The organism is Streptomyces sp. TP-A0356 (assembly GCF_001417775.1).
In the GTDB taxonomy this organism is placed as follows: domain Bacteria; phylum Actinomycetota; class Actinomycetes; order Streptomycetales; family Streptomycetaceae; genus Streptomyces.
In genome coordinates this window covers 167,260-180,443 of record NZ_BBZJ01000017.1, presented here as the reverse complement: position 1 = coordinate 180,443, position 13,184 = coordinate 167,260, and the positions used below count along the sequence as shown (strand labels likewise).

The 13,184-nt window shown below is 71.8% G+C and carries 10 protein-coding genes; 7 read left to right on the top strand and 3 right to left on the bottom strand.

Translation table 11 applies throughout. The features are described from left to right. Window positions 1–2: 2 nt before the first annotated feature. Window positions 3–410: a hypothetical protein gene (locus tag ASC56_RS13900; RefSeq protein WP_159039643.1), complete on the top strand. Its 408-nt coding sequence runs from the start codon at window positions 3–5 to the stop codon at window positions 408–410. 52 nt (window positions 411–462) lie between these two features. On the opposite strand, the gene ASC56_RS13895 is transcribed toward ASC56_RS13900, so the two are convergent. Both ASC56_RS13895 and ASC56_RS13890 read right to left on the bottom strand, forming a co-directional pair. Next, window positions 463–1,368, bottom strand: coding sequence for a carbohydrate kinase (locus tag ASC56_RS13895; protein WP_055491677.1), 906 nt, complete (start codon window positions 1,366–1,368; stop codon window positions 463–465). Then, complete coding sequence (locus ASC56_RS13890) at window positions 1,365–2,516, bottom strand: LacI family DNA-binding transcriptional regulator (RefSeq protein ID WP_055491676.1); 1,152 nt, start codon at window positions 2,514–2,516, stop codon at window positions 1,365–1,367. The genes ASC56_RS13895 and ASC56_RS13890 overlap by 4 nt, the downstream gene beginning before the upstream one ends. A 191-nt stretch (window positions 2,517–2,707) precedes the next feature. Here ASC56_RS13890 and ASC56_RS13885 point away from each other — a divergent pair, with 191 nt between their 5' ends. Then, window positions 2,708–3,136 carry a Rieske (2Fe-2S) protein gene (locus tag ASC56_RS13885; RefSeq protein WP_055491675.1) on the top strand — a complete coding sequence of 143 codons (429 nt, stop codon included), beginning with the start codon at window positions 2,708–2,710 and terminating at the stop codon, window positions 3,134–3,136. Window positions 3,137–3,153: 17 nt separating this feature from the next. Here the strand turns inward: ASC56_RS13885 and ASC56_RS13880 are convergent, their stop codons facing one another. Next, the gene (locus ASC56_RS13880) at window positions 3,154–4,101 is read right to left on the bottom strand and encodes a hypothetical protein (protein ID WP_055491674.1); all 948 of its coding nucleotides are present in this window, start codon (window positions 4,099–4,101) and stop codon (window positions 3,154–3,156) included. A gap of 681 nt (window positions 4,102–4,782) precedes the next feature. On the opposite strand from ASC56_RS13880, the gene uvrC reads away from it, so the two are divergent. The 5 genes from uvrC (at window position 4,783) to ASC56_RS13855 (ending at window position 12,974) form a co-directional block, all read left to right on the top strand. Further along, a complete protein-coding gene (gene uvrC / locus ASC56_RS13875; RefSeq protein ID WP_055491673.1) occupies window positions 4,783–6,816 on the top strand; it encodes an excinuclease ABC subunit UvrC in 2,034 nt (677 codons plus the stop codon). Then, on the top strand, window positions 6,813–7,826 hold the full coding sequence (gene rapZ, locus ASC56_RS13870; protein WP_055491672.1) for an RNase adapter RapZ: 1,014 nt from the start codon (window positions 6,813–6,815) through the stop codon (window positions 7,824–7,826). The genes uvrC and rapZ overlap by 4 nt, the downstream gene beginning before the upstream one ends. Then, window positions 7,823–8,890 (top strand): uridine diphosphate-N-acetylglucosamine-binding protein YvcK, encoded by a 1,068-nt coding sequence (yvcK, locus tag ASC56_RS13865; RefSeq protein ID WP_055491671.1) that lies wholly within the window; start codon window positions 7,823–7,825, stop codon window positions 8,888–8,890. The genes rapZ and yvcK overlap by 4 nt, the downstream gene beginning before the upstream one ends. Next, the gene (gene whiA, locus ASC56_RS13860) at window positions 8,881–9,870 is read left to right on the top strand and encodes a DNA-binding protein WhiA (protein WP_055491670.1); all 990 of its coding nucleotides are present in this window, start codon (window positions 8,881–8,883) and stop codon (window positions 9,868–9,870) included. The genes yvcK and whiA overlap by 10 nt, the downstream gene beginning before the upstream one ends. Before the next feature lie 149 nt (window positions 9,871–10,019). Continuing rightward, window positions 10,020–12,974 (top strand): M14 family metallopeptidase, encoded by a 2,955-nt coding sequence (locus ASC56_RS13855; RefSeq protein WP_055491669.1) that lies wholly within the window; start codon window positions 10,020–10,022, stop codon window positions 12,972–12,974. Window positions 12,975–13,184: the final 210 nt, after the last annotated feature.

Sequence of the window (13,184 nt, the reverse complement as noted above, 5' to 3'; positions counted from 1 at the left end):
CGGTGACACCGGACGAGGCCCGACCCGTCCGAAGAGAGTACGGCGCCCCGTGGGAACTCCCCGCGGGGCGCCGCTCGTTGCACGGTCAGCCGCCCTGTTTCCGCGGCTCACACGAACTGCATGTCCGGCTGAATCCGCATGTCGCCGCGCGGGCCGACGAGTTGACGGTGACCGCGGACGCTCCCTCCGCCGACCGGCTCTCCGCCGTGCCTTCCATGCCCCTGCGCAGCGGGACCGGCCTCGTCGCGCACCCGGAGGCCGGTGTACTGCGTCTCGCGTACGAGACACTCGCCCTGCCCGACGAGGGCCGGCGCCTGGTGGTCCTTCTCCCGGCCGACGAGGCCACGGCCACGGCCCTGGACCGGCTGAGCGGACGCACACCCGGGGACCTGCGGGCGGTGCGCGGCTGAATGGGGCGTGTCCGACCACGGTCCAGGCCGTCGCCGGGTCCTCGACGGCGGTCTAGGTCAGTTCGGACGCGTACGGCGGTTCCGCACCGGCCCTGGAACAGGTGATCGCCGCGGCGCGGGCCGCGAAGCCCAGCAGTTCGGTCCAGCCGTCGGCGTCCAGGGCGGCCACCGCCTCCGGGGAGAGGGCATCGCGGGCGGCCAGGCCGTGCAGCAGGGCCGCGTTGACCGTGTCGCCGGCGCCGATCGTGTCCACGACGCCGACCCGCACGCCCGGCACGGAGTGCTCCGCTCCGTCGCGGGTGAAGGCCGTCAGTCCGTCACTGCCATGGGTGATCACCACGGCGGCCGGGCCGGAGGCCAGCCACTCGCGTGGGGTGCCGCCCAGCCACTGGGCGTCCTCCGCGGAGAGCTTGAGCAGCGACACGGACGGCAGCCAGCTCTTGAAGCGGGCCCGATAGGCGTCGGGATCCGGGATCAGCCCCGCGCGGATGTTGGGGTCGAGCGACGTGAACACGCCCTGGGCGGCGGCGCTGCGCATCAGCTCCTCGTACGCGCTCGCACCCGGTTCGAGGACGAGCGAGCAGGTGCCGAACGACACGGCCCGCGTGCCCTGCGGAAGGCGGGCCGGCGCCGTGAACAGCCGGTCGGCGGTGCCGTCCACGTAGAACGAGTACATGGCCGAGCCGTTCTCGTCGACCGTGGCGACCGCGAGTGTGGTCGGCTCGGCGCCCCGCTGCACGGCCGAGACGTCCACGCCCGCCTCGCGCAGCCCGTCCAGCAGGGCCTCGCCGAAGGCGTCGTACGAGGTACGGGAGCAGAAGGCCGTGGGGGATCCGAGCCGGCCGAGCGCCACGGCGGTGTTGTACGGGCCCCCGCCGAGCGCGGGCTTCAGCTGTGCCAGCGCGCCCGCTCCCTGCGGGACCAGGTCGATCAGGGCCTCACCGGCGACGACGATCACGAGACGGTTCCCTTCTCGGCGGGGGTGTCGGGGCAGCCGCACGAGGTGCGGTGGACGAACGTGCAGGGCAGGCGCAGGGTACGGGAGGGGCGGTCCGGCGCCTCCAGCCGGTCCAGGAGCAGTCGTACGGCCTGGGCGCCGATCTCCCTGCTCGGCTGGGAGATCGCGGTGAGCCGGGGCGAGAACAGATCCGCCCAGGCGAAGTCGTCGAAGCAGCACAGAGCCAGGTCGTCCGGTACGGACAGACCGCGGTCACGCAGGGCGCGCAGCGCTCCGATGGTCATCGCGTTGTTGGCGGTGACCAGGGCCGTCGGCGGTGCCGCGAGCGACAGCAGGGCGGCGGTGGCGCGCTCGGCGCCCTCGGCGGCGGAGTCGCCCCGCGCCATCAGCCGCTCGTCGTAGGGCAGTCCGGCGGCCGCGAGACCGTGCCGGTAGCCGCTGATCCGCTCGGTCGTGGTGCTGAACCCGGGCAGGCCCGCGACCAGTCCGATGCGCCGGTGGCCGAGCCCGGTGAGATGGGCGACCAGGCGGGCCATGGGTTCGGCGTTCTCCGCGCAGACCTGGTCGAAGCGGAAGGGCGCGTCGGCGTCCTCGTCCCACACTGATGTGTCCCCGGCGTCCCGCGTTGATGTGTCCCCGGCGTCCCGCACTGATGTGTCCCCGGCAGTGGCGCGGCGCGGGGGCACTCCCGCGGGGATGCCGTCGACCAGCCGGTCGAGGAACACGGTCGGTACGCCGTGCCGCCCCAGCAGCGCGAGAAGTCCACGCGGGTCCGCCGACGGGGCGACGATCATGCCGTCGACGCGGCGCTCGTGCAGGAGCTGGACGACCTTGCGCTCATGGACGGGGTCGTCATGCGGATCGGCGATGAGCAGACCGTAGCCGTGTTCCAGGGCCCCGGCCTCCACTCCCTGGAGGATCTCGGTGAAGTACGGGTTGCTGATCGCGGAGACCGCCAGACCGATGGACCGGGTGCGGGAGGTCACCAGGGAGCGGGCGAGTGTGTTCGGTGTGTAGCCCAGCTCGTCGATGGCGTCCAGCACCGCCTGGCGGGTGCGGGGGAGCACCGGGCGGGTGCCGTTCAGCACGTGCGAGACGGTCGCCACGGAGACGCCCGCGCTCCGTGCGACATCGACCATGGTCGCCATCGCGTCCCCCTCCTCGGGCCTTCTGGCGGGGAAGGTATCCCATTCGGCCACGGACGTAAACGCTTGCGCAAACGTTTACGTCCTCTGACCGCCCACCAGGCTCCCCGCCCTACCCGAAATGGAACCATCGCTACCGGTATCGTCGGCGTGCCCCGTCCCGGGGTGCGCCGCCCCTGACCTGTGGAGATCTCATGCCCGCCCGTCCCTCCGCGACCCGTCGTACCGTCCTGCGCGGGGCCGCGCTCACCCCGGTCGCCGGGTTCGGCCTCGCGGCCTGTTCGGCGGGCGGAGACGGCGGTGCCGCGCCCGTGACGCCGACCGCGCCGGTCACGCTGGGGGCCGCGAGCGAGGTCCCCGAGGGGGGCGCGAGGCTCTACCGGGACGAGAACGTCGTGGTGAGCCGTGCCAAGGACGGCTCCCTGAAGGCGTACAGCACGATCTGCACGCACGCCGGGTGCGCCATCGACAAGCTGTCGGGGACGACGCTCGTCTGTCCCTGCCACGGCAGCCGGTTCGACGCCGTCACCGGCAAGGTGGTGCAGGCCCCGGCCACCGAGCCGCTGCCCGAGCTGGCCGTCGAGATGAAGAGCGGCCACATCGTGGCGGGCCCGGTGGCCTGAGGTTCAGGAGGGCCGGGTCACTCCCACTGCCATCCGATCCCCACGATCCCCGACCGCACCCGCGGCTCCACCAGGTGCACCGAGCGGTGGCGTCCGCTCAGGGGCAGCTCCTGGCGGCCGCTGCGCGGCGCGGCGGGGGAGTGCTGGGTGAAACGGTGGCAGCGCACCGGGAGCGCCTCCCGGTCGAAGCGGACCTGGAGCGCGTACTGCCCGCCCGCCAGGCCGAATCCACGGACGTACTCGCAGGACGTGCCGGCGGTGCCGTCCTCGAAGCCGTAGCGAAAGAGAAACGTATCGCCGGTGCGCAGCCGTGTGTCGAAGAGCAGCTCGGCGACCAGGACGCCCGTCTCGTGGTGCCACCGGACGCGGCCGGTGCGGCAGTTCTCCAGCGCGTGCACCCTGATGCGCTCCGGGGTGCATCCCGGGTCGCCGTGGTGGATGGCGACATAGCGGTCCACGCCGTCCCGGTGGGCGCGCACGATGTGGTGCGAGTCGCGGGCCAGCAGCTCCCGGCGCGCCCCGATGCGGACGCGTTCGTGGTGGCCGATGGTGTGCAGTCCGCCGTCGAGCGGTGACTCCAGTTCGGCGAGGAGCCGTTCCAGCACGTCCGAGGCCTCCACCAGGGAGCGGTACGAGCGGCCCGGGGGGCGGTCGGAGCCGGGGCGCTCGTCGTCCTTGGTCAGCAGCCTGATCAGTGACTCGTCCGGCAGCTGGAGTATCTCCTCCAGGGCGCGTACGGCGCGCAGGGACTCGGGGCGCTGAGGGCGGCGGGCGCCTTGCTGCCAGTAGCTCAGGCTCGTCACACCGACCTTGACCCCGTACCGCGACAGATGGTGCTGCACGCGCTGGAGCGGCAGCCCGCGGGCGGCGATCGCGGCCCGCAGCGCCACATGGAACGGGCCGCCGCGCAGCGCCGTCTCCAACTCCGCCGGGACGAGGTCCGCGTGTTGTGTGCCGTGCCGCATGCAGAGGGCCTTTCTGTGAATGTTCACGACGGCTGGTCAGACCGTGCGCGTAGGTCGTTCCGGGCCGCCCGGGGGGCGTGCGGGGCTCGTTCACAAGCGGACCCCGCCGTTGGCGGCGCGCAGTTTCCCCGCATTGAAGCGTGTTGACCAAGCCCCGACAACACTTGATGCTCACCGCACGCAAGACTCCTCTCCGCGTCCGTCCCGCTGGTGTCCGACCCACCCGGCCGGAAGGCAGCCGCGGTGGGGCGTCTGTCAGCCGTCCGCCGCGGGGCCGCGTGATCGTGGGGCGCCCCGGTGGATGCCGCCCGTGCCGGACGGGGCGCGGCACGCGGGCGAGGTACGACCGGAGGACGGGACGCGGCACGCGGGCCAGGCACGAGCCGGGAGCCGCCGTGCCGGTTACGCCGCCGGGCACGCGCGGGGGCCGGCGCGCGCGCTCGCGTGCCGACGTCCGGCGCGCGGCCGCACGACGCTCGCCGCGTACCGGGCGGGGCCCACGGGCCGGAGAGGAAAGGCGGCTGGACACTTCCGGCAGGTCCCGTCAAGGGCGCACCCTGAGGGGTACCGGCGGCACGTCTGACGTCGCCCGGGGCCCGCGCATCACCCGTCCCCCGCGTCACGTCGGCCCTTGTCCACAGGGGCGCCACGGTGTCGGTGGCCGCCAGTAGGGTGTGAGACATGGCCGACCCCTCCAGCTACCGCCCCAGGCCGGGAGAGATCCCGGACTCCCCCGGGGTCTACAGGTTCCGGGACGAGCATCGCCGGGTGATCTACGTCGGAAAGGCGAAGAGCCTGCGCCAGCGCCTGGCGAACTACTTCCAGGACCTGGCGAGCCTCCACCCGCGCACCCGCACCATGGTCACCACGGCGGCGTCCGTGGAGTGGACCGTCGTGTCCACCGAGGTCGAGGCCCTGCAGCTGGAGTACACCTGGATCAAGGAGTTCGACCCCCGGTTCAACGTCAAGTACCGCGACGACAAGAGCTACCCGTACCTCGCGGTGACGATGAACGAGGAGTTCCCCCGTGTGCAGGTGATGCGCGGCCAGAAGCGCAAGGGCGTGCGGTACTTCGGGCCCTACGGGCACGCGTGGGCGATCCGTGACACGGTGGACCTGCTGCTGCGTGTCTTCCCCGTGCGCACCTGCTCGGCCGGCGTCTTCAGGAACGCCGAGCGCACCGGCCGCCCCTGCCTGCTCGGCTACATCGGCAAGTGCTCCGCGCCCTGCGTCGCCCGGATCTCTCCCGAGGACCACCGGGAACTGGCCGAGGAGTTCTGCGACTTCATGGCCGGCCGCACGGGGACGTACCTCCGCCGTCTCGAGAAGCAGATGATGGAGGCGGCCGACGACATGGAGTACGAGCGGGCCGCCCGGCTGCGCGACGACATCGAGGCCCTGAGGAAGGCCATGGAGAAGAACGCGGTCGTGCTCACCGACGCGACCGACGCCGACCTCATCGCCGTCGCGGAGGACGAGCTGGAGGCAGCCGTGCAGATCTTCCACGTGCGCGGCGGACGGGTGCGCGGCCAGCGCGGCTGGGTCACCGACAAGGTGGAGGACGTCACCACGGGCGCCCTCGTCGAGCACGCCCTCCAGCAGCTCTACGGCGAGGAGACCGGCGACTCAGTGCCCAAGGAGGTTCTCGTCCCGGCGCTGCCCGACCCCATAGAGCCCGTCCAGGAGTGGCTCACCGGCCGTCGTGGGTCCAACGTGTCGCTGCGCATCCCGCAGCGCGGCGACAAGAAGGCACTCATGGAGACGGTGCAGCGCAACGCCCAGCAGGCGCTCGCACTTCACAAGACCAAGCGCGCCTCCGACCTCACCACCCGCTCGCGTGCCCTGGAGGAGATCGCCGGGGCCCTCGACCTGGACAGCGCCCCGCTCAGGATCGAGTGCTACGACATCTCGCACCTCCAGGGCGAGGACGTGGTGGCCTCCATGGTCGTCTTCGAGGACGGGCTGCAGCGCAAGAGCGAGTACCGCCGCTTCCAGATCAAGGGCTTCGCGGGCCAGGACGACGTCCGGTCCATGCACGAGGTGATCACCCGCCGCTTCAGGCGCTACCTCGCCGAGAAGGAGCAGACGGGGGAGTGGGCCGACGGTGACGCCCTGACGGAGGACGACGGGCGGCCCAGGCGCTTCGCCTACCCGCCGCAGCTCGTCGTGGTCGACGGCGGGCAGCCGCAGGTCGCGGCGGCCAAGAGGGCCCTGGACGAGCTCGGCATCGACGACATCGCCGTGTGCGGTCTCGCCAAGCGTCTGGAGGAGGTCTGGCTGCCGGACGAGGAGGACCCGGTGGTGCTGCCTCGCACCAGCGAGGGCCTCTATCTGCTCCAGCGCGTCCGGGACGAGGCGCACCGCTTCGCGATCACCTATCAGCGCGCCAAGCGGGGCAAGCGTCTGAGGGCGAGCCCCCTGGACGACGTGCCAGGACTCGGCGATACCCGCAAGCAGGCGCTGATCAAGCACTTCGGCTCGGTGAAGAAGCTGCGATCCGCGACGATCGACCAGATTCAGGAGGTTCCCGGCATCGGCCGCAAGACGGCCGAGACGATCGCCGTGGCCCTCGCCCAGGCGGCCCCGGCCGCACCCGCCGTGAACACGGCGACTGGAGAGATCATGGAAGAGGAGGAACCCGAGACGACGGTGGGTTCCCCCGGGGATCCCGTGTCCGCGGGCGTCCCGGACGACCGACGGGGGCAGGAGACATGACCGAGCACGAACAGCGCGCGGAAGAGCGCCCAGCGCAGGGCCAGGCCGCCCACAAGGAGGCGGGCGATGATCTGGCGCGGCAGCAGGCGGTCCAGGAAAACGGAGCACAGGTGAGTACGGGCATCGAAACAGCCGGGGTCCCCGAAGCGGCCATCCCCGAGCTGGTGATCATCTCCGGCATGTCCGGCGCCGGCCGCTCGACGGCCGCCAAGTGTCTGGAGGACCTCGGCTGGTTCGTCGTCGACAACCTGCCGCCCGCGCTGATCCCCACCATGGTGGAACTGGGCGCCCGCTCCCAGGGCAACGTCGCCCGGATCGCGGTCGTCGTCGACGTCCGCGGCAGGCGCTTCTTCGACAACCTCCGTGAGTCCCTGGCGGACCTGGAGGCGAAGAACGTCACCCGGCGGATCGTCTTCCTGGAGTCCTCCGACGAGGCCCTGGTACGCCGTTTCGAGTCCGTCCGCCGTCCCCACCCCCTCCAGGGCGACGGCCGCATCGTCGACGGCATCGCCGCCGAGCGGGAGCTGCTGCGCGAGCTGCGCGGCGACGCCGACCTCGTCATCGACACCTCAAGCCTCAACGTGCACGAACTGCGCGCCAAGATGGACGCCCAGTTCGCCGGCGAGGAGGAGCCCGAACTGCGGGCCACCGTCATGTCCTTCGGCTTCAAGTACGGCCTCCCGGTCGACGCCGACCTGGTCGCGGACATGCGCTTCCTGCCCAACCCGCACTGGGTCCCGGAGCTGCGCCCGTACACCGGGATCAACGAGGAGGTGGCCGCGTACGTCTTCAACCAGCCCGGCGCCAAGGAGTTCCTGGACCGGTACGCCGAGCTGCTGCGGCTCATCGCCGCCGGGTACCGCCGCGAGGGCAAGCGCTATGTGACCATCGCCATCGGCTGCACGGGCGGCAAGCACCGCTCCGTCGCCGTGTCCGAGAAGCTCGCCGCCCGCCTGGCGGCCGAGGGAGTGGAGACCGTGGTGGTGCACCGGGACATGGGGCGCGAGTGACTGGACGTGCTCTGCGGCTGAGCAGGCTGCGCCGGGTGGTGCCCGAAGGACGCGGGGGCACACCTGCCGAGGTCCGTGGCGGCCGGGCGCGCCGCCGTGGTGCCCAGCCCAAGGTGGTCGCACTCGGCGGCGGCATGGGCCTGTCCGCCTCGCTCGCCGCGCTGCGCCGGATCACCGGCGACCTCACCGCCGTCGTCACCGTCGCCGACGACGGCGGCTCCAGCGGCCGGCTCCGCGACGAGCTGGGTGTGCTCCCGCCCGGAGACCTGCGCAAGGCGCTTGCCGCGCTGTGCGGCGACGACGACTGGGGCCAGACCTGGGCCCGCGTCATCCAGCACCGCTTCCAGTCGAAGGGCGACCTGCACGAACACGCGGTCGGCAACCTGCTGATCGTCGCGCTCTGGGAGCAGCTCGGCGACCACGTCCAGGCGCTCGACCTGGTCGGCAGGCTCCTGGGCGCGCACGGGCGCGTCCTGCCCATGTCAGCCGTGCCCCTGGAGCTCCAGGCCCTGGTCAAGGGACACGACCCGGAGCGTCCGGACGAGGTCGGCACCGTACGGGGGCAGGCGACCGTCGCCCTCACCCCGGGCGAGGTGCAGTCCGTACACCTCGTGCCGCCGGACCCGCCCGCCGTCCCCGAGGCCGTCGCCGCGGTGCTGGACGCCGACTGGGTGGTCCTGGGGCCGGGCTCCTGGTTCTCCTCGGTGATCCCGCACCTGCTCGTGCCCGAGCTCCTGGACGCCCTCACGGAGACGAAGGCGCGCCGGGTGCTCTCCCTGAACCTCGCCCCGCAGCCCGGAGAAACCGAGGGCTTCTCCCCGCAGCGTCATTTGGAGGTTTTGGGACGACACGCCCCTAAACTCGCCCTGGACGTGGTGCTGGCCGACCAGGCCGCCGTGCCCGACCGCGCCTCGCTGAACGAGGCCGCGAAGCGGTTCGGGGCCGCGGTCGAGCTGGCGCCGGTGGCCCGTACCGACGGGTCCCCGCGGCACGACCCGGAGCTGTTGGCCGCCGCGTACGACCGTATTTTTCGGATGCATGGAAGGATCGGCCCATGGCGATGACGGCAGCGGTGAAGGATGAGATCTCCCGGCTTCCCGTCACCCGGACCTGCTGCAGAAAGGCGGAGGTCTCGGCGATCCTGCGGTTTGCGGGCGGACTCCACCTGGTCAGCGGTCGCATCGTGATCGAGGCGGAGCTGGACACGGCGATGGCGGCCCGGCGTCTGAAGCGGGACATCCTGGAGATCTTCGGCCACAGCTCCGAACTCATCGTGATGGCGCCCGGCGGTCTGCGCCGCGGCTCGCGCTACGTGGTGCGCGTGGTCGCGGGTGGTGACCAGCTGGCGCGCCAGACCGGTCTCGTCGACGGCCGTGGCCGACCGATCCGCGGGCTTCCTCCGCAGGTGGTCTCGGGGGCCACCTGCGACGCGGAGGCGGCCTGGCGCGGCGCCTTCCTGGCACATGGTTCGCTGACGGAGCCCGGCCGCTCGTCGTCCCTGGAGGTGACCTGCCCCGGTCCCGAGGCCGCGCTCGCCCTGGTCGGCGCCGCCCGCCGCCTGTCGATCGCCGCGAAGGCCCGCGAGGTACGGGGCGTGGACCGCGTGGTCGTCCGGGACGGCGACGCGATCGGCGCGCTGCTCACCCGCCTCGGTGCGCACGAGTCCGTGCTGGCGTGGGAGGAGCGCCGGATGCGGCGCGAGGTCCGTGCCACGGCCAACCGTCTCGCCAACTTCGACGATGCCAACCTGCGCCGCTCGGCCCGCGCCGCCGTCGCCGCCGGTGCGCGGGTCGCCCGTGCGCTGGAGATCCTCGGAGAGGAGGTCCCCGAGCACCTCGCCGCCGCGGGCCGTCTGCGCATGGAGCACAAGCAGGCCTCCCTGGAGGAGCTGGGCGCCCTCGCCGACCCGCCGCTGACCAAGGACGCGGTCGCCGGCCGTATCCGCCGTCTGCTGGCGATGGCCGACAAGCGCGCCGCGGACCTCGGGATCCCGGGCACGGAGTCCAACCTCACCGAGGAGATGGCGGACAACATGGCGGGGTGACCCAGCGAGGCTCATGACGCCGGTGCCGACGCCCCCACGAGGCGCGACACCGGCGTTTGTCTGTCCTTGAGGCGCCCTTGACTCGATCATGAATTGTCATGAGCCTGGCAACGGCTCGCCGCTGGGGCGAACCACGGCTAGGGGGCTTCATGAGACACAGAGCGAGATCGATCCTCGCTGTCGGCGCGCTCCTGCTCGGCGGAGCGGGCCTCGCACCCATCGCCCAGGCACAGACCGGAGGTTCCTCGCAGTCCGACCCGGACGAGGTGAGAGTCTTCCGCGCCGACGTCACCCAGAAGCAGATACCCCTGTTGCTCAAGGCCGGGCAGGACGGCCACGAACTCGGCGAGCAGGTGACCGGGAACGGCAAGTCCACCGTCGAGGTCTACCTCACCGCACGACAGGCCGAGCAGCTGGAGAAGCAGGGCGTCACCCTCACAGAGCACACCGTTTCCGCCAAGGCGGAGGCACGGGCCGAGGACGCCGCCCAAGGAGTGTTCCGCCCCTACAGCGGCACGGGCGGTCTCAAGGAGGAGATCGTCAGGACGGGCCGGACCCACCCGGACCTCACCAAGGTCGTCTCCATCGGCAGGACCGTGGGCGGCCAGGACATCCTCGCGCTCAAACTGACCGGGAACGCGAAGAAGTCCGGGGACGGCTCCAAGCCCTCCGTGCTGTATCTGTCCAACCAGCACGCGCGTGAGTGGATCACACCGGAGATGACCCGCCGGCTGATGCACTACTACCTGGACCACTACGCCACGGACAAGCGGGTCAAGAAGATCGTCGACTCCACCGAGCTGTGGTTCGTCATCTCGGCCAACCCCGACGGCTACGACTACACCTTCAAGGGCCCCGGCACCCGTCTGTGGCGCAAGAACCTGCGGGACGTCAACGGCGACGGCGTCATCGGCATCGGCGACGGCGTCGACCTCAACCGCAACTTCGCCTACAAGTGGGGCTACGACGACGAGGGTTCCTCCCCCAACCCCACCAGCGAGACCTACCGCGGCGCACGCCCCGAGTCCGAGCCCGAGACACGGGCGCTCGACTCCTTCGAGAAGCGCATCGGGTTCACGTACGGCGTCAACTACCACTCCGCCGCCCAGCTGCTCCTCTACGGCGTCGGCTGGCAGGTGGCCACACCGACCCCGGACGACGTCCTCTACAAGGCGCTCGCCGGCACCCCGGACAAGCCGGCCATCCCCGGCTACCGCTCACAGGTCTCCTCGGAGCTGTACACCACGAACGGCGAGGCGGACGGCCACGCGTCGAACGTCAACGGCATGGCGATGTTCACTCCCGAGATGTCGACCTGCCAGACCGCGTCGAACATCGACCCCAACGACGCCTGGAACGCGGCCGACTGCCGGTCGGTCTTCAACTTCCCGGACGACGAGAAGCTGATCGAGCAGGAGTTTGAGAAGAACATCCCGTTCGCACTCTCCGTCGCGGAGACGGCGTCCCACCCCGACCGGCCCTCCTCCTCGGTCGGTATCGAGGCGCCGGACTTCACCCCGGCCGCCTTCTCCACGTCCTACGCGCGCGGCGGCGACCAGGAGGTCTCGGTCGTCGCCCGGAAGTCGGTGCGCGACAAGGAGCTCAAGTACCGCGTCAACGGAGGCCGCGTCCAGGAGCGGGCACTCAGGCCCTGGAAGGGCGGCCGGACGTACGGCGGCGGCGACAACCGCTACTTCGACGAGTACCGGGCCACGGTGCGCGGCGGTCACCCGGGCGACAAGGTCGAGGTCTGGTTCACCGGGAGGGCGAAGAGCGGCGGGAAGACCTCTGGCCCGCACTTCACCTACACCGTGGCCCAGCGGCCCGGGGCCGACATCCTGGTGGTCGCCGAGGAGGGCGCCAAGGCCACCCAGGCCCAGACGTACGTCGACGCCCTGAGGGCCGGCGGCCGCAAGGCGATCGTCTGGGACGTCGCCACCCAGGGCGCGCCCGACGCGCTCGGCGTGCTCGGCCACTTCAGGACGGTCGTCCACTACACGGGCGCGAGCGTCCCGGGCAACGCCACCCAGCTGCAGCTGCGCGCCTTCCTCAACGAGGGCGGCAGGCTGATCGAGGCGGGCGAGCAGGCCGGTGGCGCGGTCGACCTCGGCGGCGGCACCCTCTCCGACGACTTCAGCCAGTACTACCTGGGCGCCTACTCGCGTACCTCGACCCCGGGGGCCACCGCCTTCAGCGGCTCAGGCAGGCTGGCCGGCTTCACGGGGCCGCTGGGCGCCGCGCCCGGCAACCCGCTGGACAAGGCGGGCACGTACGGCGTCACCTCCGACGAACTGCCGGTCGGCAAGTACCCCCAGTTCGCGAGTGCCGGGGCGGGCCGGTTCGCCGGCACCGCCAGTCCCTACGCGCCGTACGCGGGCTCGTACATGGCCGCCGCCGTCCACACCGACGACGCGTACAAGCGTCTCACCCGCACCGTCGACCTCACCAAGGTGAGCGCGGCCGACAAGCCCACCCTGCGCACCCAGCTGCTGTGGGACACCGAGACGGGCTATGACCACGCCGTGGTCGAGGTCCACACCACCGGGGCCGACGACTGGACGACACTGCCGGAGGCAGGCGGCGCCACCAGCGACGCCGTGCCGACCGACTGCCCGGCCGGGTTCCTCGTGGGGGAGCACCCCTGGCTCAAGCACTATCTGACCGTGGCGGCGAGCGGCTGCGCCGCGACCGGCACCACCGGCACATGGCACAGCCTGACCGGCTCCTCGGACGGCTGGCGGCAGGTGAACTTCGACCTGAGCGCCTACGCCGGGAAGACGGTCGAGGTCTCGCTGAGCTACATCACCGACTCGGGCAGCGGCGGCCACGGCGTCCTCGCCGACGACGCCTCGCTCGTCGTCGCCGGTACGCCCACCGGGACCGAGGGCTTCGAGGCGTCCCTCGGCGCCTGGAGCGTGGCCGGGCCGCCGCCGGGCAGCCCGGCCGTCCTCAAGGACTGGGCCCGCACCGGGGCACTGTTCAGGACATACGGAGCGGTGACCACGGACCGCACCGTGCTGCTGGGCTTCGGCCTGGAACACGTCACATCGGCGGCCGACCGGACGGCACTGCTCAACAAGGCACTGGCCGCACTCCGCGGGTGATCCTGCGCGGTCAATGGCAGTTGGTCACGTATCACCGAAAGGAGTGACCGGGCCTTCGTGCCAGGGCGGTCCGTACCCCTACTGGCGGGTACGGACCGCGCTGCCGTGTATGAGGCATCTCGATGTCACTCCGGCGGCCTGCGGGGGGTAGGGTCGTAGGCGGTCGGGGACATCCCATACAGCTCGCCGGCGTCGAAACCGGCGTACCAA

Bases quoted from the DNA above. Each gene is read 5' to 3' on its own strand.
- whiA (WP_055491670.1), top strand. From the start codon at position 8,881: ATGGCGATGACGGCAGCGGTGAAGGATGAGATCTCCCGGCTTCCCGTC.
- rapZ (WP_055491672.1), top strand. From the start codon at position 6,813: ATGACCGAGCACGAACAGCGCGCGGAAGAGCGCCCAGCGCAGGGCCAG.
- ASC56_RS13885 (WP_055491675.1), top strand. From the start codon at position 2,708: ATGCCCGCCCGTCCCTCCGCGACCCGTCGTACCGTCCTGCGCGGGGCC.
- uvrC (WP_055491673.1), top strand. From the start codon at position 4,783: ATGGCCGACCCCTCCAGCTACCGCCCCAGGCCGGGAGAGATCCCGGAC.
- ASC56_RS13880 (WP_055491674.1), bottom strand. From the start codon at position 4,101: ATGCGGCACGGCACACAACACGCGGACCTCGTCCCGGCGGAGTTGGAG.
- ASC56_RS13890 (WP_055491676.1), bottom strand. From the start codon at position 2,516: ATGGCGACCATGGTCGATGTCGCACGGAGCGCGGGCGTCTCCGTGGCG.
- ASC56_RS13855 (WP_055491669.1), top strand. From the start codon at position 10,020: ATGAGACACAGAGCGAGATCGATCCTCGCTGTCGGCGCGCTCCTGCTC.